Genomic DNA, 21,257 nt, shown 5'->3' on the forward strand with positions numbered 1-21,257 from the left:
GTGCTGGTCGTCGAGGACGACGTGGACGCGGGCGCGATGCTCAAGATGATCCTCGAGGAGCGCGAACTGCGCGTGACCGTCGTCCACAACGCGGACGAGGCGCTGCTGGCGCTCAGCGGCAACGCCTTCGACCTGCTGATCAGCGACATCGGCATGCCGGGCCGCGACGGCTACGACCTGATCCGCGACATCCGTGCGCTGGAAGCGCCCGGCGAACGCCTGCCGGCGATCGCGCTGACGGCGTTCTCGCGTGATCTGGACCGCCGCCAGGCGCTGCAGGCGGGCTTCGACGCGCACCTGGCCAAGCCGCTCAAGCCGCAGTTGCTGATGCGGCTGGTGGAGCAGCTCGCGGCACGCTGAGACTCAGCGGCCGACCCTTGAACCGAGCGGACGGTTCGACAGTTTTTTCCTGCACGAAGATGCGGCGGATGACGGATGTCAATTCGCTTCGCAAACTTCCGTCGGGTTGCGCGTGACAAAGCCTGCCTGTGCCACTTCCTGGCGTTGCCGCGCGCAAGCACGCCGCCGGCAACGCGTCCGACATGCCGTTCTTTCGCAACCCGCCGCCGGCCCACGCGCCGGTTCAAACCTACGACCACACGTCCATCGAACTGGACGGCTTTGAGGTCATCGTCGGCACCGACCCCCAGGGCGCGCTGGATGAGAACCAACTCGCGTTCCTCGAACGAATCGACAAGCGGGCGCGAGAGACGAAGACTGCGCTCTCGGACCATTTCCAGGCGCACCGTCTGGCCGAACGGGCCACCGGGACGAAGGATCCCGCCATCAAGGCCCTGTGCACGCTCGCCCTGCCGCTGCTGGAGTGCCAGGGGCCGAAGCTCATGCCAGGCGCGCTCCGGCTGGCAACGGCTGCCGACGACTTCTTGAAGACGACCGACTCGGGCAATGGGTTGGACCGGAAGTTCGCGGCCGAGATCCGGCTCCGCGCTCGAGAGACGATGCAGGCATGCATCGACAAGACGGTCGAAGGCCGGCGGGCGAAGGTGACCTCGCCGGCGCTGGCGCATTCGATGCGTCAGCGCGCCCAGATGATGAGGCAGGCCTTCGGCGTGTTCCCCGCAGGCGACGAGGTGGGGCTGGACTTCATCCTCGATGCCCACGGCAAGGCGGCCTACGCGTTCAAGCCGATGAGCGCCCTGGCGCCGCGCGCGCTCAGCATGAACCGGCTCCAGTTCCAACTCGAACAAGCCCTGTCCAATGCGCTTGGCATCAAGTTCTCCGCCGGATACGCGCATGCTCAACTCGTGCCGATGGCGGGGCCATGGAGCGGCTTGCAGGCGGGCGATCCGCAGTCCAGCAGATCGCGCGATCATGCAAAGCTGGGCCTGCTGATGCAAGCGCCGCCCGGCTTCGATCTGTGTCTGTCGACGCCCCAGGGCGCAGAGGGCGCAGAGAGCGCCGGGCGGGCCCGGCTCGCGCAGGCACTGAACCGCTCGCCGGGTCCAGTGGCCATGGAGGCCCTGACGCTGACGGCGTTGTGTGCCGGGGAGACGCGGGCGCCGTTGGAAGGTGTGCTCGTGGATGAGGCCGGGCGATCATGGGACCTGCAGCCTGGGCGATACCTGGCCGAACCGCCGCAGGGCAACCGTGAGCCGGCGACTGAGCCGACGACTGCGGCTGTGAAGGCATCCGTCTCCTCGTCTGCGGATGCGGACCCGGGAATGCCGATGCGCCGGGACCTCCAGCGCGCCCTCTCGCAGTTGAGCGCCAGCATGAACGCCGACGCAGTCGCCAAGCGCTGCAGTCCGACAGGGCGGGAGCTGGACCTGGTCGTCAAGGCCATGGGATTGAGCGGCCCGGCGGCCGCCGAGGCGGCGCGGGCGCTCTGGCCGAGCGACGCGGTGGTGCAGCGTTGCGCCGATCGGGTCCGGCACCTGAGCGACTGGGCGCAGTCCTGTGTGCAATTGCGCGAGCGGCTGCTCGATGAACCCGCCGGCGACGTGGAAGACCTGGCCGATCTGATTGAACGGCAGTCCTCGTTGAACTGGTATGTGTCGGCACTCGAGAAGAGGACGGACGCCTGAACCGACGCGCGTTGCCAGGCGACAAACAGGGATGACGACCCTGCCCTCCTCGCGCGTCGCGCCCGTCGACGCCCCCCCGCCGAAGTCGCGCCCCGGACGCCCCGAGGCGACTTCTCTCCCTCCCCGCCAGACCTGGACCCAGACGCGCCGCCGCCTGCAACTGGCGGTGGACGATCTGCGACGCGCGGTGATCGAGCGCTGCGAGACGCATCCCGACCGGGCGCGCCTGACGGTCGCGCTCGACGACGCGATCATCGACCTGGAAGCGCTGATCGACGGCTTCGACCGTCCGCTGATCGCGCTGCTCGATGCCGCCGATGCCACGTCGGACCGCGGCGTCCGCGACGACGTGCTGCGCCGCGTCGGGACCCATGTCGCCGACGGCCGCGAGCGCTTCGCCAGCGACGAGCTGGTGGAACTGATGGACACCAACGGCTTCATCGAACTGGGCCTGCGATCGGGACTGGACGCCGCGCTCGCGGCGATCGCCCGGCAGCTCGGCGGCGCACCGGAGTCCGCCTTCACGCCGGTGCGACGCCCGCTCTGATTGCCCTCGCCATCCCCTGAAAGGAGCATGTGATGCCCTCTCCCGTCCGCTCGTCCTGCGCCGTCGATCAAGCGCCCCTCCGGCTGCCTGAGGGGGCCGGTCAAGAGCCCCTTGACCGCCTCGAACGGAGGTTCACCAAGCGTCTGCTCGAGCGAAGACAGAGCCAGCGCGCGCAAGCACAGGCGGCGGCCCGCAGGTATAGGAGGAGCCAGACCGTGCAGGTGGACGGTCCCGGACAGAAGCAACAAGCGTTCAAGCTCGCGGCGCAATTCCTCGCCGGAGATTCCGGGCTGCCCCGCCATGAAATGCGTCTGACGACACTCGCCGATGCGTTGCGGCGCCATGGTTCTTCCCTCACCAGGGTGTCCGGATCCTCCTCCTTGCATCTGTTGTGCGATCCCTCGGGAGAGCCTCACCTCAGCTTTGTCCCCGTTGACGGCCCGGCACTGGCAGCCGCAGCGGGCCGGGCGTCGATGGCCGCCGCCCTCAACGACACCTTGCGGGCCGACCAGTCTCTCTCGGTCGGCATCGACCGAGCGGTGCTGCATGACCTGCAAGACCTCGGCACGGGCCTGCTGACGCGGACCTCAGGCGCCAGATCCGCCCAGGCGTTGCAGGCCCTGGCACTCGGCCGTCTGTTCACCAACGACTGGCAGGCGGGCTGGCAACAGGCGCCCGGCAGCGATGACCATCCGTCCTGGCACCTCGGCGCATGCGCCCCGTTTCCCGAGCAGGCGGCGTTGCGCAAATCGCTGGAGGACATGCATGATTTCCGCGGGCTCGCGCCGTTGTTCGACATTCCCGCGGAGGCCGGACCGGCCTGGGACGACGCCATGGACTCGGCGCTTGCCGGCAAGGTCCGGGGCCTCGACGTCGACGGCCTGCAGTGGACGATGACGCTTGCGCGAGAGGCCCAGCCGAAGAACCCCGTCGCGACGCTGCCCAGCGCCGAGACCATCCTCAGCGCGATCGCGTCCATCCGGGCGGTGCGCACGTTGATCGACGAGGAGCCCACCCTGACGCTGCGCCAATTGCTGGAGCGCTTCCCACATCGCCTCGACGTGCTCGATGAATACCAGGCTGTCCGCCATCGCGATGCGGCACAGCAGACAGAGCCGGAGCCGGCCCGCGTGGAGAGATCGCCACAAATATCGGTGCCGCGGCCGCGCAGGGCGGATCCGCCGCAGTTCATCAGCGACGCCGACCTCGCCAGCTGGCGGCGCCGCTACGCCACGTTCAATCCGTTCAAGCGCATGGACAGGACCATCGCCTCGCTGCTGCGCGACGCGATCGGACTGCGTTCGAAGAAGGAGGGGCCACAGCGGGAGCGAGCGGCCGAGACACTGCGATGCGCGGCGATCCATGCGGCAAACACGCTCTCAAAGGGCCTGGAGGGTCTTCGTCGCGCCGACCCGCGACGCATTGAGGCGGACAACAAGCGGCTGAAAACGCTCTGGCATCTGATCACCGACACCGAGAACCGCTACCAGCTGGCGCCGCCGGACCTGCCGTCGGAGCCGGTCAAACCCGCCGGACGCTCATGGCTCCCGTGGCGACGCCGCACGCAGGGTCAGGCCTAGCCAGAACGACCGTCCCGGCGCCGGCTCGTAGAACCGGCCGTTGCCGTCGTTGACGATGACGCTGCCGACGTAGCGACGATCGGCGGCGTTGTCGACGCGGGCGATCAGCTCCGCACGTGTCGCGCCGAAGGTCCAGCCGTGACGCGCGCGCAGGTTGAGCACGCCGTAGCCGCCGGCCGATTCACTGTTGATGTCGTTCACCGCCGTGCGTTTCATGCCGCGCCATTCGACGGCGAGTTCGCCATCGCGCGCGGCCTCGAACGGCCGCCATGCGAGCTCCGCGTAGGCGCTGCCGCCGTTGGTGCCCGCGATGCGGTTGCCCGCGGCCACGGGCACGTTCGCGGCCGGGCACGGCGTGCCGGTGCAGGTCAGGAAACCGTCGCGATAGCGCGCCCTCAGCGTCCCCAGCGCCATCTGCGCGCGCCAGCGCGGCGCGACGTCCCAGGCGCCGGACAGCTCCACGCCGCTGCGCCGCGTGCGGCCGACGTTCTGGTAACTCGAGCGTCCGCCGCTGTTGGTCAGCACGCCGATCTCGTCGCGCGTGGTCACGTGGAAGGCGCTCAGATCCACCTCGACATCGGTCCCGCGCCATTTCGAGCCGACCTCCTGCTGCACGCTCTTCTGCGGCCGCAGGGCGGTGTTGAAGCCGCCCTGCCCGTCCGCGCGGTAGGCCAGTTCGTTGAGCGTCGGCGATTCGAAACCCCGCCCCAGCGCCGCATGCAGCAGCAGCGACGGGGCGAGCTTCCATCCCAGTCCCACCGCGGGATTCGCATAGTCGTAGCGCAGCGACCCGGAGTCGTCGCCGTTGCCCAGGAAGCGGTCGCGCGCCGACAGCGACACGCGTCCCGCGCGCACGCCGGCGCTTGTGCTGAGCGTCGTCGTCAACGGCCACTCGACCTGGGCGTAGGCCTCGCGGGTGACGGCCTCGTTCGCCTCGTCGCGGCGCAGCGCACCGGTCACGCCGAGCTGCTGCGACGCGCCCGTGCCGAGGAAGTTCTCGTAGCCCTGCCGGTCGTCCTTCTGGCGTTCCAGGTTCACGCCGGTGACCAGCGTCGCCGTCCCGAGCCGCCACAGCAAGCGCGCATCGACGCCGTCGTAATCCCGGCTGAAGTCGACCACCCCGCCGCCGCTGCCCGGCGGCGTCTGGGCGCCCACGGCGATGGATTGCCACTGCGTCACCGATCGTCGGCCGGCGTAGGCGGTCAGCACGCTCTCGGACACCGTGCCGCCATCGTCGAACCGGTGGCGCCAGCGCGCGCCGAGCTGCGTCTGGCCCGCGTTCTTGCGGGTGTTGAACTGCCCGGCTTGGGAGGCGGTCTGGTCCGGGTCGGCGGCGAACTGCGCGGCGGTCAGGCCCAGCGGGTCCTGCGCCCGCTGGTCGATGTCGCTGGCCAGCAGCAGCACCTGGTCGCGCGCGCCGGTCCAGGCCAGGCGGCCGTTGGCCAGGGTGCGCCGCGCGGCGCTGTGCGGCCGGAACCCGTCGGTCTCCATGCGCGATACGCCGACCTGCCCTTCCCAGCCGTCGCCGAACGGCGCGCCCGCCGCCAGACGCGCCTGGCGCAGCCCCGCGCTGCCGGCATCGAGGTCCAGTTCGGCGAAGCGCTCCCGCACCGGCGCGCTCACCAGCACGATCACGCCGCCCGAGCTGTTGCCGTACAGCGCGGAGAACGGACCGCGCAGTACCTCCACGCGCGCGGCGGAGGCGAGGTCGAAGTGCGTGACCTGACCCTGCCCGTCCGGCATCGTGGCCGGGATGCCGTCCGTGTAGAGCCGCAACCCGCGCACCCCGAACGGCGCCCGCGCGCCGAAGCCGCGCGACGAGAGCTGCAGGTCCTGCGCGTAGTTCTGCCGGTTGTTGGCGGTGAGTCCGGGGACGCGGTTGAGCGCCTCGGACAGGTTGATCATGGGCCCCGCACCGCGCAGCGTGTCGGCATCGATGACCGACGCCGCATACGGCGCCTCGTCCAGCCGCCGCTCGGCCACGCTGCCGGACACCACCACGGTGGGCAAGGGCTGGGCGTTGCGGGCGCTTTCCGCAGGCGCCTGCTGGGCGATCGCCGGCCCCGACAGCAGCCCCATGACCGCGCTCGCGCAGGCGGTGTATCGAATCGTCTTCATCGTCCTCCCGGGGATGCCTGTGTACCGCATTTCGAACAAGTTGCTGCTTGAGCAAGCCGGGTGCCAGGTGTTGTCCGATGGCCATCAGGTTCGCAGAACCGGCGGTTGTCGGATGAACACAAAACCTCCATGCCCCCGCGACGATCCCTTCGGGATGGCGGCCGGGCCCCCAGGAGTCCCCCATCCATGCGCCCATCGTCCCACGCCTCGCCCCGTGTCTCCGGGGCATGCGCACTGTCCGGCCCGACAGCCTCTTCAACAGGCCAGTTGAAGGACCACTCGACACGGGGGAAATTTCTGCAGGGCCTGCTGACCAGGACATCCCGTCACGCGGACAAGCCGACGGACTTTGCCGACCTGCAGAAACTGCACAAGGCGTGGCACAAGGATGGCGCGCGACGCGAGGACCCCCGTGCCGGCGAACTTCATGATCTGGGGACCCGCTACCTGAGCTGGGCCGAACAGCAACCTTCCGACCGCAAGCTTCAGGACCACCGGAGCCGGGCTGCGGGCATGGTGGCCGAAACGATGAGCTCACCAGCGTCGACACCGCCATCGCCCCCTTCCGCCTCTCCGAAGCCCTCATCCCCCCAACGGTTGCGCAAGGCACTGGACGCCGCATGGGCGGGTTTCCGACAGCAGATCAAGGCGCCGAAGCCCGGCACTTTCGCGGCGCTCCGCGGCGCCTACGAACGAATGTCGAATGATCTGAAGACCCGGCCGTTCGACGAAGCCCAGGCGCTGGAAGTCCGACGGTTTGCCGTGGACTACGGGAATCGCCAAGGCGACAAGGCGCCCAGGGACGAGGTCCAGCACCAGAAGCGCAGACTCGCCGCCAACTACGTCGCGGCGATCGACGCAAGGATCGCCAAGGACCGGCTTCAGCGCCAACTGGACCTCGATACCGCCTGTGACCAGGTCAATTCCCCGGACCTGCGCGTGCGGACCGCCGATCGGCAGAAGCACGCGGCCGGCCTGATCCGGAACCTGCCGTCGCTGAATGGGGCCCACGACGGCACGTCCGATCGCCGGATCGTCCGTGCGGACGGGACACCCCAGTACCGCTTCGTGCCCATGCCGACCCGCCAGGCCGCCGACCATCAGGACATCGGACCTCAGCACGCCGTGCTGGCGTCTATCCTGCACCGGGACCTGCTCGAGAACATCGGAGTGAACTTGCGCTTCCCGTGCGCGACGACGGCGATGCTCGAAGGCATGCCCGGCGTCCTCGTGGACCATCTCGACCTGCCGTCGCCCGAGGACGTCGGCAAGGCATCGGCCCTGGATCTCCAGGCGGCGGTCGTGGCGCAATGGGTGCTGGGCCGTCCGAAAGCCGGGTGGGGCGATGTGGAGGTCGATCGGTCGGGGCACTTGCGTCCTCGGGACCTGCCACTGGCGGCCCTTTCACCTCGGGACATCGCCGATCGGGCGCTGTCGAAGTGGGATGGGGATCGGTCGTCGCTGTCCGGGATGTTCTTCGATCCCGCAAGCGGCGATCCGATTCCCGGGCTGCATGTGGCCGTGGACAGCGAGCTGTCGAAGCGGCTCCTCGAGCTCGACCTCGACGCCCTGACGACGCGGATGCGCCTCGCGCAGGACGCCATCGACCTCAAGACCGCGGTGAATGGCGTGAAAGCGGGGCAGGCGCAGCGTCATTACGTGGCGTCGCATTCAGACGCCGTCGGCCGTCTGCTCGAACCGCTGCGTGCGCTTCAGGCGGCCTTGAAGGCAGGACCGGATCTGCCCCTGGCCATGGTCCTGGTCGACGCGGCGGAAGCGCTGTCCCACTCCGGTCACGCGTGAGCAACGATGGGCGCTCTTGCGCCGGGCATCCCGCTTGCTGATCCGTCGACTGCCGCCGCCCCGCCCGGGGCGGCTCCTCGACGGAGAAGCCGATGAACAAGAAGATGCCCGCGTCTGCGCACCCGACCTTGCGCCCTTCCCCCTGCGTTCGCCGGATCGCCCACGCGACGGCCGTGGCCTCGGCGTTGATCGCCCTGGCCGGCGGCGCGCGGGTGGTGTTCGCGCTCGAAGCGCAACCCGCGACCCCGCCCGGCTACGGTCCCAACCCGACGCTGCCCGAGCCGCAGAAGGCGCTGCTTCCGACGATCAACGTCGCCAAGGCGGTCGGCTGGCCCGCGGGCGCCAAGCCGCAGGCCGCGGCCGGGCTGGCGGTGACGCGCTTCGCCGACAAGCTCGACCACCCGCGCTGGGTCTACGTGCTGCCCAACGGCGACGTGCTGATCGCCGAGACCAACGCCCCGGTGCGCCCCGACGACGGTAAGGGCCCCAAGGCCTGGATCACCAAGCAGTTCCAGAAGAAGGCCGGCGCCACGCCCAAGAGCGCCAACCGCATCACCCTGCTGCGCGACACCGACGGCGACGGCGTCGCGGACCAGCGCTTCGCGTTCGCGGAAGGGCTGAACTCGCCGTTCGGCATGGCGCTGGTCGGCAACAGCTTCTACGTGGCCAACACCGACGCCGTCGTGCGTTTCCCCTACGCGACCGGCCAGACCAAACTCGCCGGCAAGCCGACCAAGGTGGCGGACCTGCCCGGCGGTTCGATCAACCACCACTGGACCAAGAGCCTGGTCGCGAACGCTGAAGGCACCAAGCTCTACGCCGGCATCGGCTCCAACAGCAACGTCGCCGAGAACGGCATCGAGAACGAACAGCGCCGCGCCGCGATCCTCGAGATCGACCTGCAGAGCGGCTCGACGCGCGTGTTCGCCTCCGGCCTGCGCAACCCGGTCGGTCTCGCGTGGGAGCCCACGAGCAAGGCGCTGTGGGTCGCGGTGAACGAGCGCGACGAGCTCGGCGACGACCTGGTGCCGGACTACATCACCTCGGTGCAGGACGGCGGTTTCTACGGCTGGCCGTACAGCTGGTACGGCAGACACGTCGACGAACGCGTCAAGCCGCAGCGGCCCGAACTGGTGGAGAAGGCGCTGGTGCCAGACTTCGCGGTGGGCGCACACACGGCGTCGCTGGGGCTGGCCTCGGCGGACGGCAACAAGCTGACGCAGGACTTCGCGCACGGCATGTTCATCGGCCAGCACGGCTCGTGGAATCGCAAGGTGCCGGCGGGCTACAAGGTCGTGTTCGTGCCCTTCGTCGGCGCCAAGCCCAGCGGCCTGCCGATCGACGTGGTGACGGGCTTCCTCGACGCCCAGGGCCAGGCGATGGGCCGCCCGGTCGGCGTCGCGCTGGACCGCCAGGGCGCCCTGCTGGTGGCGGACGACGTGGGCAACGTGATCTGGCGCGTCACCGCGACCGGTGCCGCAGGACCGCAGGCGGCCTTCCCCGCGGCGGCCGGCGCGGCCAGCACGCCGGCCTCGCGCTGACAGGGATCCCGACTGTCCGGCGGTTCAGGCGGATGCTGTGAACCCCGGACGGTTGTCATCGGACACAGCAGGATTGCCCCGCGACGACCCGTCCGGGTTGGCGGCAGGCGAGGAGGTGCGTCTTCGATGCCACAGTCCCTTCGTCCCGTCCTGCATTCCGATGACGCCTATGTGGCCTCCCCGACGCCGATGTCGCCGCCCACCCGCGCTCGCCTGGACACGGATCAGCAGCGTTTCGTCGATCGGGTGCTCTCCCGTTTGACGACGGTTCGGCAGACCGTTCGCGACCACTGGGTGACCAGCAAGCCGGCGCCCTTGCGCTCCAAGACGGTTGACTTCTCGGAGGTCGACGCGCTTCATCGCCGCTGGGTCCAGCAGAACCGGCCCGCCCACGGGGAAGCGGCGAACCGCTTCCATCGCCGGGCGATGGATTTCCTCTTCAACAACGACCGGGAACGACAGACGCGCAAGCTTGAAAGGGACCGGGATCGCACGCGCGACCTGCTGGGAGAGCTGCGCGACGCGCGCTCGCGGGAACACCGGTCACGCTCGACCTCCGCCCGGCACGGAAATCTGGCGACGTTGCTGGCGGCGTGTTTCCCTTGCCTCAGTCGACGACCGGCCAGACGACGCGCCGAGGCGTCGATCCGCCGTCGCTATGCGCAGGGTGGGCCCGGGAACGCCTGATGTTTGGTATGGCAATATAGTTCTATATTCTTTGAATATGGCACTTTATTTCCAATTCCCTTGACGCAGGATTAGCAATAAAGTACCTTTTCAGGACGAATTGGAACTTTATTGCCATGACCATGCCTCCCATCACACTCCCAGATATCGCCGAAACGCTGCGGGAAGCAGCCCGTCGCAATGGTCTGACGCAGGCGCGCCTGGCCGAAGTGGCTGGCATCTCCCCCCGAACACTCAGCCACGTGCTGAGCGGCCAGGAGGACTTCCGGTTAACGACGCTCATGGCCCTCGCAGAGCGTCTGGGACTGGCGATCCTGGTGGTGCCGAAAGGGGTTGCGGCTGCAGTAGCGGCAGGCGACACCATCGGCCCTCCGGTTCGCTCCGTCATCACGGAAGCGTTGGAAGCCGCTCATGCGCGTCGTGAGTTGCGCGCCGGCAAGGGGCGCGGATGAACGTCAAGGCTTTGGCGATCCATCTTGGCGAACTGCGCGTCGGCGTACTGTTCCAGTACGCCCTGTCCGAAGACGTCGTGACCAACCGGTTTGTCGTCGATGAGGGCCTGCTGGCAAGCTCAGGCTCGGCGCTACCGATGCTCTCGCTGTCCATGCATGCCGCCACATCGCAAGAACAGACAAGGCTCTGGCGTGACATCCAGTCGATGAGTTTCAACGGCCGCCGCTCGTCGAGGAGTGACTGGCTGCTGCCGGCCTTCTTCCAGAACCTTCTGCCGGAAGGCGTGTTCCGCGACCACGTGGCGGCCCTGCGCAATTGCGCACCGACCGATCACTTCGAAATGCTGGCTGCCTGCGGCAAGGACCTGCCCGGGAATGTGTATGCACTGCCGGTCGAACTGTCACGGGATGAACTCGCGCGCTACGTGACACAAGGGCAGGACGCGCTCGAGATGTCCGTGACCGCCCAGCCGCTCGACGAAGGCGTCTCGCTGTCGGGCGTGCAACCCAAGCTGGGCGTCGTCCGGGATGGCGCGCGCTACGTTGCCCGGACAAAGGACCATGACACGCACATCATCGCCAAGCTGCCGGTGATCGCGCAGCCACTGCTGCCAGAGGTCGAGGAACTCACGTTGCGGCTGGCTCGCGCCGCTGGCGTCGATGCCTGCGAAGCCACGCTGGAACCGTTGGAACGCCTGGGCCTGCCACACGACTACGATCTGGGCGACGCGACGGTCAACACGAACTTCCTGGCGGTGACGCGCTTCGATCGGTCACCTCGAGGACGCATTCACGTGGAGGACTTCGGTCAGGTCCTGGGACGCATGCCGGAGGACAAGTACGGCCGCGGCCCGGATGGACGGACCATCACCTATGTCGACATCGCGCTGGCGCTGATGACGCAACCCGCCATGGGGGAAGCTGCAGTGCATGAACTGCTCAGGCGGCTGGTCGTCAACGAGATGATCGGCAACCCCGACATGCACCTCAAGAACATCGGCGTGCGCTACCTCGACGGCATCACGCCCACGCTGTCCCCGGCCTACGATCTCGTGGCGTACTCGGTCTATCACCGGATCCGCGGACACGCGCTGATGACGGTGCCGGAGAGCATCGCGCCACGTCGAGGCGAACTGCGCGACGCCAGTCCCGCCGACCGGCAGGCGATCCGCCCCGCGCTGCTCAAGTCGTTCTGCGTGGAAGCAGGCATTCCGATCAAGCCCGCCGAGACGGTGGTCTCTCATTGCGTGAAAGCGGCCTACGCCGCATGGCCAGCGATGATCGAGGCGTCAGCGCTTCTCCCTCACCAGAAGCAGCGCCTGATGGCGTACTTCCTGGCACACGATCTGGTCGCCTCGCTGGCGCGCCGCGCCGAACGTGCGGCTGCGCGATCGGTGGCAGCGCACGTGTCGGCCCCACAGACTCTGTCGCCCTCCGACGCCACCGGAGGCTGATCTGGCAGGCTGGTCGACGCTCACGCGTCCTGCTGACGCTCGTACTCCGAGCTCTCCTGGCTGAGCTCGTCGCGCCACTGGCGGTCGAGCTCGTCGCGGCGGCGGCGCAGCGCGCTGGACAGCGCGCGCCAGTCCACCGACGACGCATGCGTCAGGCGCGGCAGGATGCCCTGCTCCACGTCCTGCGCGTGGTGGCCGACGTAGCGGCCGAGCACGCCGACCAGCGGCGCGAATTGCGCGTCGTCCGCGCGCATGCGGCGCAGCTGCGACATCAGGATGCGCACCACCAGGTGCTCGATCTCCGCCTCGTTGATCAGGCGACGCTCGACGGCGCCGATCTCCGGGCACTTGCGCACCGCCGGGTAGAACAGCTCTTCCTCCAGCGTCGCATGCACGGTCAGCAGCGCGCAGGTGCGGCGCACCAGCGCCTCGCAGGATTCGTGGTCCCCCAGCGCCCAGAGCCGGTCGAACTGATGGAAGGCGTGCTGCGCGCGCTGGTGGTCGTCCACCAGCAGCGCCACGACCTCGTCGCGCGCCATCAGGTCCGCGCGGAAGTCGGTCTGCGGCAGGACGTGCGATCTCATGCGGGTTCTCCTTGCGGAACGCCCTCGTCGAGGTGCTGACGCGCCGGCGCGGCGTGGTCGTCGTGATAACGCTTCGGGCCGTCCGGATGCACGCCGGGGTCGTCCGGATGCTCGTGCGGCGCCTGGTCGGGTCCGGGTGCGGGCGGCTCGGCGGGACGCGCCTCGTCGGCGCGTCGCGGCTGATCGGGCTTCGGTGAGGCCGCCCGCACAGGCAGGCGGGGCATCTCGAGGGCCAGGTCGTTCATGAGGCGGGCCTCCTGGGGGTGGTCTTGGGGTCCTGGGGTCCTGGGGACATCGGGGGACGCATGACCTTGTCGGGCAAACGCGGTGCCGCCCTCGGACCCGGGCGCGGGTCGGCTTGTGCAGCGCTTGCCGACAGAACTCCCGGCTCACCTCGGGCGCGCCGCTTGCAATGGCCCGCGCATCGACCTAGGAACGCCATGTACCAACTGCCCCTGCCCTTCGAGGCCCACACGGTGCCGCCGAGCCCGCCGCATCCGAACGAGGTCCCCGCCGTGCCGCCGCCGCCGCACGGCCCGACGCCGGAGCCCGGCGACAACCCGCCCGGCATCATCGATCCGCCCATTCCCGGCGAAAACCCGATCCCCGTGCGCGAGCCGCCCTACATGCCGCCGCCGACGGCCGTGAACTGAGGCCCTCCTGGCGGCCCCGGGCCGCGCGGGCGCCTGTCGACCCGCACCGGCCTTGGGCGGCACGGCGATTGCCATTCACAGGGGCTTGTTTCCCTCTGTCACAGGAGTCGCCTTTGAATGCATTGCTGCTCCCGGCGCTGCGCCGGGCATGCGCCGACGGCGTATTGGCCAGCCTGTTCTCAGGACTGGCGCTGTTGCGCGGCAGCCGGTCCGACCATGCCCATCTGGTCGGCCGTTCCGAGTACCGCGTCGGCCGTCCGCCGCTCAAGACCTCCGCCGCCGACATTGCGCTGCATGCGGCCACCGGCCTGGTGTGGGGCGCGCTCTACGACCGGCTGCGCGCGATGCGCCGCCGGCCCACGCGCGGCAACGCGGTCACCGACGCGCTGCTGCTGACGGCGGTCGCCGTCGGCGTCGACCGCGTCGTGACGCCCAGCGTGCTGACACCCGGCGCCGACAAGCGCGCCACGGCCTCGGGCACGCGGCCACCGTCCGTCACCAGCCTGCTGCTCGTCTACGGCGCCTTCGCGGCCGGGCTGGCGCTGGGCGGCATGCATGCGCTCAAGCGCCACCCCGCGTATCCGGCGCATCCGGCCGACGTCGAGTTCGACTTCGACGAGGACGGCGCATGAAGTCGCTGCATCTCCAGATCCGCTTCCTCGTCCCGCTGCTGATCACCCTCACCCTCGCGGCGCTGCTGGCGCTGCCGCTGCTGGACCGCATGACGCTGCGCTGGTTCTCGCGCGACCTGAGCTTGCGCGGCGCGATGGTCGCGAAGACCCTGTCCGTCGCGATCAGCGACATCGACCCCAGCGCCCAGCGCGAACGCCTGCGCAATCTGCTGGAGCGCGGCGTGCTCGACGAGCGTCTCGTCGGCATCGCGCTCTGCGCGCCCGACGGCACGCAGGTCATGAGCACCAAGGGCTTCCCGGGTTCGCTCAGCTGCAAGGAGGCCGAGGCCAGCGCCGCGCTGAAGGACCCCCGGCTGGAACTGACCAGCGGCGCCGTGCACATCGGCGTGTTCCCGGTCAATCCGGCGCAGCCCGACGCCGAGCGCCTCGTGCTGCTGCACGACCTCAGCCTGCCCGACCGGCGCAGCCTGGACACGCGGCGCTACATGATCATCTTCATCACCGTGCTGGGCCTGGCGATCGCCGGCATCACGATGATCGTGGCGCAGCTGAGCTGGCGCGGCTGGGTCTCCGGCATGCGCGCCATCCTGCGCGGCGAGGGCCTGGTGCGGCCGCTGCTCAACACCGGCGGCTTCCGCGGCGGACCGGAGTCGGCGCCGCCCGAGCTGCAGCCGCTGGAGGTCGAGATCCGCCAGCACATCCGCGAGCTCGAGGACAACCTCTACCGCGAGCACGGCCCGCTCACGCCCTGGGATCCCGAGCGGCTGCGCAGCCTGCTGCGCACGCAGCTGCGCGGCGACCAGGTGATCGTGGTCTCCAACCGCGAGCCCTACATCCATCAACGCGGTCCGGACGGCATTTCGGTGAGCCGCCCTGCCAGCGGTCTGGTGACGGCGGTCGAGCCGGTGATGCGCGCCTGCTCCGGCACCTGGATCGCGCACGGCAGCGGCAGCGCGGACCGGGACGTCGTCGACGCGCACGACCGCGTCGCGGTGCCGCCGGACACGCAGGACTACCTGCTGCGCCGCGTCTGGCTGAGCGAGGAGGAAGAGCGCGGCTACTACCAGGGCTTCGCCAATGAAGGCCTCTGGCCGCTGTGCCACGTGGCGCACGTGCGGCCGGTGTTCCGCGAGTCGGACTGGGCGCAGTACAAGGCCGTGAACCAGCGCTTCGCCGACGCGGTCGTCGCCGAGGCCCGCGGCGACGATCCGGTGGTGCTGGTGCAGGACTACCACTTCGCGTTGCTGCCCGCCATGGTCCGCGAGAAGCTGCCCAAGGCGACCATCATCACCTTCTGGCACATCCCCTGGCCCAACCCGGAGTCCTTCGGCATCTGCCCGTGGCGTCGCGAGTTGCTGCAAGGCATGCTGGGCAGCACCATCCTGGGCTTCCACACCCGCTTCCACTGCAAGAACTTCACCGAGACGGTGGACCGCTACCTCGAGGCGCGCATCGAGCACGAGCATTCGACCATCAGCTACCAGGACGAGCCGACGCTGGTGCAGAGTTATCCGATCTCGATCGCGTGGCCCACCGACGAGGAGCGCGCCGGCTGGCTGTCCCCGGCGGACGCACGCGCCTCGGTGTTCGAGCGGCTCAAGCTCGCGCCCGACACGGTGCTGGCCGTCGGCGTGGACCGCTTCGACTACACCAAGGGCATCCTGGAGCGGCTGCACGCGGTGGAGCGCCTGCTGGAGAAGCATCCGCAGTGGCAGGGCCGCTTCGTGCTCGTGCAGGTGGCGGCGCCGACGCGCAACGCGCTGGAGGAATACCGCGAATTCCAGGACCGCATCCACCGCGTCACCGAGCGCATCAACCTGCGCTTCGGCGACGCCGGCTACAAGCCGGTCGTGCTCCTGGCCGAGCACCACGACCATGCGGCGCTGATGACGCTCTACCGCGCCGCGCACATGTGCGTGGTGACCAGCCTGCATGACGGCATGAACCTGGTCTCCAAGGAGTTCATCGCCGCCCGCGACGACGATCAGGGCGTGCTGATCCTCAGCCGCTTCGCCGGCGCGGCGCGCGAGCTGCAGGAGGCGCTGGTCATCAACCCGTACCACGTGGAAGAGACCACCGACGCCCTGCATCGCGCCGCGCTCATGCCGCTGCAGGAGCAGCGCGAGCGCATGGCCAGCCTGCGCATGACGGTGCGCGAGTTCAACGTCTACCGCTGGGCCGGCCGCATGCTGACCGACGCGGGCCAATGGCGGCTGCGCGAGCGCATCACGCGGCGTGTGCAGCGGCGTTCACGGGAATCCGGAGAGGAGGCGTTGACGCCATGATGCCGGTGCGATATCTGCTCGACGCGGAGGGCCGCGCCGCGGTCGCCCGCCTCATGACACGCCGACCGCTGCTGGGCTTCGACTTCGACGGGACGCTGGCGCCCATCGTCATGCATCCCGACGAGGCGCGACTGCCCGAGCCCACGGCCAAGCTGCTGGAACGGCTGGCCGCGCGGCTGCCGGTCGCGGTGGTCAGCGGCCGGCAGGTGCTGGACGTGCGGCACCGGCTCGGTTTCAAGCCCACGCACATCGTCGGCAACCACGGTGCGGAGGACGAGTTCGACGGGCCTGATCCGCACGTGGTGATGACACTGGGCACCTTCAGGGAACGCATGCTGCGGATGGAGCCGCATCTCAACCAGGCGGGCGCGACGATCGAGGACAAGGGCGCGTCCATCGCGATCCATTACCGCATGGCGAAGGATCCGGTGGCCGCGCGCCACGCGATCGCCGTGCTTGTCGCGGATCTGCCGGCGGGCGTCATCACCGAACCGGGCAAGCGCGTGGTCAACGTGCTCGTTGAAGGCGCTCCGGACAAGGGTGACGCGATGACGCGCCTCACGGCGCGTTACGGCGCCGATGCGGGCTTCTACGTCGGCGACGACACCAATGACGAGCCGGCTTTCCAGCGTGCCGGCGCCGACTGGGTGACGGTGCGCGTGGGTCCGAGGCTCGATCACAGCCATGCGAGGTACTACCTCAACGAGCAGGCGGAGATCGACGAAGTCCTCCGCCTCATGCTGGAACACCTCGGTGATTCGGGAGAGGGGCGACCGGGTCCCCTTTTCGGAACTTAAGGAGGGATTGCCGGCTCCGCCGGCGGAGGGACTTCGCTCGGACTCAAACAGTCCTGAGGACTGTTTGTGCCTAGCGAAGGCCTGGGGCCTCTGGCCCCAGGCATGGAGAAAAGGGGACCCGGTTGCCCCGAGCTGCGCTCGGTTCAAGCAGGGTCTCAGCACTTCCACCGCCGCTGGCCCTCACCCCGCCCTCTCCCGCAAGCGGGAGAGGGAGTCATACCGGAGTCCTTCAAGGGGTCCTTCAAGGGGCTGGTGATGGCGGCAGCGACGGTTTGAGCACTGGCGCTGCGGGCGCGGGGATGTCCTCCACCAGCGCGCGCACGCGAGGCAGCGACTGCGGATGCGTCTTCTGCAGCCAGGCGATCAGGCCTTCGCGCAGTTCGCAGCGCAGGTCGAAGGCCTTGCCCGAATCCTTCGCGCTGACGAGCACGCGGATCTGCATCGTGCGTTCGGTGGTTTCCACGACCTGGACGCCGCACACGCGGCCGTCCCAGTGGGCCGAGCCCTTGCACATGATGGTGGCCTTCTCGCGCAGCTCGTTGACCGGGAGCGTGAAATCGACCCACAGCATCACCGTGCCGAGGATGCTGGAGCTGGTGCGGGTCCAGTTCTGGAACGGGTTCTCGATGAACCATTGGAGCGGGATGACCAGCCGCCGCTCGTCCCAGATCTTGAGCACGACGTAGGTCGAGGTGATCTCCTCCACCCGGCCCCATTCGCCCTGGATGATGAGCACGTCGTCGAGCCGGATCGGCTGCGCCATCGCGATCTGCAGGCCCGCGAGCAGGTTGCCGAACACGGACTTCGCCGCCAGGCCGAACACCAGTCCGGCGATGCCCGCCGAGGCCAGCAGGCTGGCGCCGACCTGCTTGGCGCGTGGGAAGGTCATCAGGATGAAGGCCAGCGCGGTCAGCATCACCGCGCCCTTGGCCACGCGCGCCAGCACCTTGGTCTGGGTCTGGATGCGGCGCGCGGCGAGGTTGTCCTCGACGTCCGCCGGATTCAGCAGCGCCACGCCGTTCGCCACGCCGGTGATCGCGCCGGCCGCCACCGCTGCGATCGCGACGATGCACAGCACGCCCAGCAGATGCTGAACGCCGCCGATGCCCGGCATCGTGTCGGGCACGCCCTGCGCGGCGATCAGCAGCCCGATGATGGGGAGCGCCCATCGCACCGGGTTGTCAATGCGCTGCACCACCGAGCTCAGCAGCGGCGAGAAGCGCGCCAGGCGCCGCGCGATCGGCCGCAGGATGGCGTGCAGCAGCAGCGCGCCGGCGACGATCACCAGCGCGCCGAGCAACAGCTGACCCCAGAGCATGAGGTCGGTATCGAGGATCGCGAAGCGAGATTTCCAGGTCTGCATGGCGCCGGGCGGGCAAGCGCCGTTCCGGCGCTGCACCGCATAACGCAGGAATCGCCCCCGTGTCTCCACGATCGCGGGTGACCCGATTGCCTTGACGGGACATGTCAATGAACCAGGAGCCCGCCATGGCCAGCACCGCTGCCCCCAAGTCCGATCGCCCCACGCAGACCGCAGGCGCGCGCCCCCTGCTCGACAAGGCCCCCGTCGCGCCCGGCCATGTCGAGCCCGACGCCGCACCGACCCACAACGACGATGCGCAGCTGCCGCATGAACGCGATCAGAGCGTCGGCGGCGATTCGACCGGCAGCATGGGCTCAGGCGCGGCCGGCGAGGACCAGCGTGCGGTCATCGGCCAGGCCCATGAGGACCTCAAGCAGGGCCAGGTCGACACTGATCTGCGATCGACGCCGGGTCTCGACGCCGAGCAGCGCGATCATCTGGTCAAGGACGCGAAGCCGTCCGGTCCAGCGAAGGCGCCTTCCGGTCGCTGAAGTCCGAGGGTGGCCAGGCGACGCCGTGCGCATCGAACCAGGACGACGGCATCGACGGCGCCGTCGGCTCCAGCGGCACATCGTCGTCGTTGAAGGAGGCGTTGGCGGCGTCCACCGAACGGATCATCAGCCTCGCCTGGAGGTGCGGCCGCGGGCAACGCTCGTCGAGTGACAGGAACGCCCGGTAGTCATGGCCCAGATTCGCTGCGGTAATGCCGGTGGCGCCCTTGACGTTGTTGCTCAGGTCCTTGCGCATCAGGTCCCGCCACTGGTCAAACTTGAAGCGGCAGTCCTCCCAGCACTGTCGCCAGTCACCCTCCGATTCATTCCGACGTTCGGTGGCGAGGCGGCACAGCCGATCGATGTCCGGCAGCACCTCGGTGTATCGGACATGGTCCTGATAGGTCACATCCAGCGCACCGCCCGCATCATCGTTGCGCCTGCTGTTGATCGGATCCGCATCCGCGCTCACCGCTTGATGCGGCCCCGCGAAGCGCATCGGGAACGCGTTGTTGTACATGGTTCGCTCGCCGTCCACATCTGGCCGCCTCCGGAGGGGAAACAGCATCAGGCAGCATGAGTTCTCCCGCGCAGCCGCAAGTTCCCGCAGCCCCAATGAAAACGAGGCCTCATGGGGCCTCGTCCTTGTCTCCATCGCGCCTCGGGAAAATGTTTCGTCAGCTGTGCTGTCTGCGCCGTTCGACGGCGTCGATGCGCAGCATCTGGCGGTACTTGGTCACCGTGCGGCGAGCCACCACCAGGCCCTGGCGGGCGAGCTGACGGGTGATCTCGGCGTCGGACAGCGGGTTCTCCGCGCGCTCGGCCTCGATGATGTCCTTGATCAGTCCGCGGATCGCCGTGCCCGAGCACGCGCTGCCGTTGCTGCTCACGATCGCGCGCGAGAAGAAGTACTTCAGCTCATACACGCCGCTGGGCGTCGCGAGGTACTTGTTGTTGGTCACGCGCGAGACCGTCGACTCGTGGATGCCGACCTCGTCGGCGATCTCCTTGAGGCCCAGCGGCTTCATCGCCATCGCGCCGAACTCGAGGAAATGGCGCTGCCGCTTCACGATCGCGTTGGCCACGTCCAGGATGGTCGAGAAGCGCTGCTCGATGTTGCGCATCGTCCAGCGCGCTTCCTGCAGGTGGTTGGCCATCTCCGCATGGCCCTGCTGGCGGTGGCGCTGGAACAGCTCGGCGTACACCTGGTTCATCCGCACCTTCGGGATCACCGCCGGATTCAGCTGCACGCGCCACTGGCCGCGCACCTTGGTCGTCAGCACGTCCGGCACGATGTAGGCGGCCTGCGTCGTCTCGTAGCGCCAGCCCGGCCGCGGGTCGAAGCGGCGCAGCTTCAGGCACACGGACTCGGCTTCCGCCACGCTCACGTCCAGCAGTTGCGCCAGCGACGGGATGTCGCGCGAGGCCAGCAGGTTCAAGTGCTGCGAGATGATGCGCTCGGCCAGCAGCCGGCTGCGCGTGTCCTCGATCTTGGGCAGCTGCAGCAGCAGGCATTCGGCAACGCTGCGCGCGCCCACGCCCAGCGGATCCAGCGCCTGCACGCGCTTGAGCGCGATCTGCATCTCGTCGATGCCCACCGGCGGCTGCATCTGGGCCACCACCGCCAGCTCCTCCAGCGAGCTCCGCAGGTAGCCGTCGTCGTCGACCGACTCGGCCACGATCGTCGCCAGCACCAGGTCGCGCGGCGACAGCCGCAGCACGTTGAGCTGGCTGCGCAGGTGTTCGCGCAGGCAGGTCTGGGCGGCGGTCATCTCCAGCGCGCTGAGTTCGCCGTCCTCGGCGCGGCGCATCGAGCCGGAGCTCTCGGCGCGCCAGATCTCGCGGTCGTCCGGGAAGGGTTCCGGCGCGTCCGACATCACCGGCGACGGCGCGACCGGCATCTCCGCCTCGAGCGGCGACGAATCATCGGACGACTCGGTCACTTCCAGGAAGGGGTTGCGCCCCAGCATGTCGGTGACCATGGTGGTGAAGTCCAGCGAGGACATCTGCAGCAGCCGCACGGCGTGCTGGAGCCGAGGCGACAGCGTCTGCGTCTGCCGGTGCTCGTGCCTGAGTTCCATTGCTCCCACTTGTGAGACTCCTGTCCGGTAGAGGGTGAGGCTGCCGACAACCGGATCCGGAGAGTCCCCGCCGATGAGGACGGGAACGGGTTGTAGGCAGTGCCGGCGAACCGGCCTGATGGAGCCATCAGCGCAAGGACCATG

20 protein-coding genes are annotated in these 21,257 nt (G+C 69.0%); 14 read left to right on the top strand and 6 right to left on the bottom strand.

What is annotated here, in order from left to right:
- From VF536_RS13785 to VF536_RS13800, 4 genes are all read left to right on the top strand, one after another.
- Positions 1-360, top strand: a 360-nt coding sequence (locus VF536_RS13785) for a response regulator (RefSeq protein WP_331615424.1), incomplete at its 5' end; no start/stop codon positions are given.
- Between the two features lie 182 nt (positions 361-542).
- The gene (locus tag VF536_RS13790) at positions 543-2,045 is read left to right on the top strand and encodes a hypothetical protein (RefSeq protein WP_331615425.1); all 1,503 of its coding nucleotides are present in this window, start codon (positions 543-545) and stop codon (positions 2,043-2,045) included.
- Between the two features lie 31 nt (positions 2,046-2,076).
- Positions 2,077-2,592 carry a hypothetical protein gene (locus VF536_RS13795; RefSeq protein WP_331615426.1) on the top strand — a complete coding sequence of 172 codons (516 nt, stop codon included), beginning with the start codon at positions 2,077-2,079 and terminating at the stop codon, positions 2,590-2,592.
- 215 nt (positions 2,593-2,807) lie between these two features.
- A complete protein-coding gene (locus VF536_RS13800) occupies positions 2,808-4,172 on the top strand; it encodes a hypothetical protein (protein ID WP_331615427.1) in 1,365 nt (454 codons plus the stop codon).
- Here the strand turns inward: VF536_RS13800 and VF536_RS13805 are convergent.
- On the bottom strand, positions 4,131-6,290 hold the full coding sequence (locus tag VF536_RS13805; RefSeq protein ID WP_331615428.1) for a TonB-dependent receptor: 2,160 nt from the start codon (positions 6,288-6,290) through the stop codon (positions 4,131-4,133). The genes VF536_RS13800 and VF536_RS13805 overlap by 42 nt on opposite strands.
- A 186-nt stretch (positions 6,291-6,476) precedes the next feature.
- Between VF536_RS13805 and VF536_RS13810 the strand changes: the two genes are divergently transcribed.
- The 5 genes from VF536_RS13810 to VF536_RS13830 all read left to right on the top strand — a co-directional run bounded on the left by VF536_RS13810 (position 6,477) and on the right by VF536_RS13830 (position 12,227).
- A complete protein-coding gene (locus VF536_RS13810) occupies positions 6,477-8,093 on the top strand; it encodes a hypothetical protein (protein ID WP_331615429.1) in 1,617 nt (538 codons plus the stop codon).
- Positions 8,094-8,185: 92 nt separating this feature from the next.
- Positions 8,186-9,634, top strand: coding sequence for a sorbosone dehydrogenase family protein (locus tag VF536_RS13815; RefSeq protein ID WP_331615430.1), 1,449 nt, complete (start codon positions 8,186-8,188; stop codon positions 9,632-9,634).
- A gap of 189 nt (positions 9,635-9,823) precedes the next feature.
- Positions 9,824-10,321 (top strand): hypothetical protein, encoded by a 498-nt coding sequence (locus tag VF536_RS13820; RefSeq protein WP_331615431.1) that lies wholly within the window; start codon positions 9,824-9,826, stop codon positions 10,319-10,321.
- Between the two features lie 116 nt (positions 10,322-10,437).
- Entirely contained in the window at positions 10,438-10,773 is a 336-nt protein-coding gene (locus VF536_RS13825; RefSeq protein WP_331615432.1) for a helix-turn-helix transcriptional regulator, read from the top strand.
- Complete coding sequence (locus tag VF536_RS13830; protein WP_331615433.1) at positions 10,770-12,227, top strand: type II toxin-antitoxin system HipA family toxin; 1,458 nt, start codon at positions 10,770-10,772, stop codon at positions 12,225-12,227. Before VF536_RS13825 ends, VF536_RS13830 begins: the two co-directional genes overlap by 4 nt.
- A gap of 20 nt (positions 12,228-12,247) precedes the next feature.
- Here the strand turns inward: VF536_RS13830 and VF536_RS13835 are convergent, their stop codons facing one another.
- Both VF536_RS13835 and VF536_RS13840 read right to left on the bottom strand, forming a co-directional pair.
- Positions 12,248-12,811 carry a hemerythrin domain-containing protein gene (locus VF536_RS13835; protein WP_331615434.1) on the bottom strand — a complete coding sequence of 188 codons (564 nt, stop codon included), beginning with the start codon at positions 12,809-12,811 and terminating at the stop codon, positions 12,248-12,250.
- Complete coding sequence (locus VF536_RS13840) at positions 12,808-13,056, bottom strand: hypothetical protein (protein ID WP_331615435.1); 249 nt, start codon at positions 13,054-13,056, stop codon at positions 12,808-12,810. The genes VF536_RS13835 and VF536_RS13840 overlap by 4 nt, the downstream gene beginning before the upstream one ends.
- A 195-nt stretch (positions 13,057-13,251) precedes the next feature.
- Here VF536_RS13840 and VF536_RS13845 point away from each other — a divergent pair, with 195 nt between their 5' ends.
- From VF536_RS13845 to otsB, 4 genes are all read left to right on the top strand, one after another.
- Positions 13,252-13,464 (top strand): hypothetical protein, encoded by a 213-nt coding sequence (locus VF536_RS13845; protein ID WP_331615436.1) that lies wholly within the window; start codon positions 13,252-13,254, stop codon positions 13,462-13,464.
- Between the two features lie 113 nt (positions 13,465-13,577).
- Positions 13,578-14,096, top strand: coding sequence for a hypothetical protein (locus VF536_RS13850; protein ID WP_331615437.1), 519 nt, complete (start codon positions 13,578-13,580; stop codon positions 14,094-14,096).
- A complete protein-coding gene (locus tag VF536_RS13855) occupies positions 14,093-16,381 on the top strand; it encodes a trehalose-6-phosphate synthase (protein ID WP_331615438.1) in 2,289 nt (762 codons plus the stop codon). Before VF536_RS13850 ends, VF536_RS13855 begins: the two co-directional genes overlap by 4 nt.
- On the top strand, positions 16,378-17,178 hold the full coding sequence (gene otsB, locus VF536_RS13860; RefSeq protein ID WP_331615439.1) for a trehalose-phosphatase: 801 nt from the start codon (positions 16,378-16,380) through the stop codon (positions 17,176-17,178). The genes VF536_RS13855 and otsB overlap by 4 nt, the downstream gene beginning before the upstream one ends.
- Before the next feature lie 241 nt (positions 17,179-17,419).
- Here the strand turns inward: otsB and VF536_RS13865 are convergent, their stop codons facing one another.
- Positions 17,420-18,541 carry a mechanosensitive ion channel family protein gene (locus tag VF536_RS13865; RefSeq protein ID WP_331615440.1) on the bottom strand — a complete coding sequence of 374 codons (1,122 nt, stop codon included), beginning with the start codon at positions 18,539-18,541 and terminating at the stop codon, positions 17,420-17,422.
- A gap of 125 nt (positions 18,542-18,666) precedes the next feature.
- On the opposite strand from VF536_RS13865, the gene VF536_RS13870 reads away from it, so the two are divergent.
- Positions 18,667-19,032, top strand: a complete 366-nt coding sequence (locus VF536_RS13870; RefSeq protein ID WP_331615441.1) for a hypothetical protein — start codon at positions 18,667-18,669, stop codon at positions 19,030-19,032.
- Here the strand turns inward: VF536_RS13870 and VF536_RS13875 are convergent.
- Both VF536_RS13875 and rpoN read right to left on the bottom strand, forming a co-directional pair.
- The gene (locus VF536_RS13875; RefSeq protein WP_331615442.1) at positions 18,983-19,600 is read right to left on the bottom strand and encodes a hypothetical protein; all 618 of its coding nucleotides are present in this window, start codon (positions 19,598-19,600) and stop codon (positions 18,983-18,985) included. The genes VF536_RS13870 and VF536_RS13875 overlap by 50 nt on opposite strands.
- Positions 19,601-19,709: 109 nt before the next feature.
- Positions 19,710-21,113, bottom strand: coding sequence for an RNA polymerase factor sigma-54 (gene rpoN, locus VF536_RS13880; RefSeq protein WP_331615443.1), 1,404 nt, complete (start codon positions 21,111-21,113; stop codon positions 19,710-19,712).
- Positions 21,114-21,257 lie beyond the last annotated feature (144 nt).

The sequence above is a fragment of the Roseateles sp. genome, assembly GCF_036486225.1.
In the GTDB taxonomy this organism is placed as follows: Bacteria; Pseudomonadota; Gammaproteobacteria; order Burkholderiales; family Burkholderiaceae_C; genus Roseateles.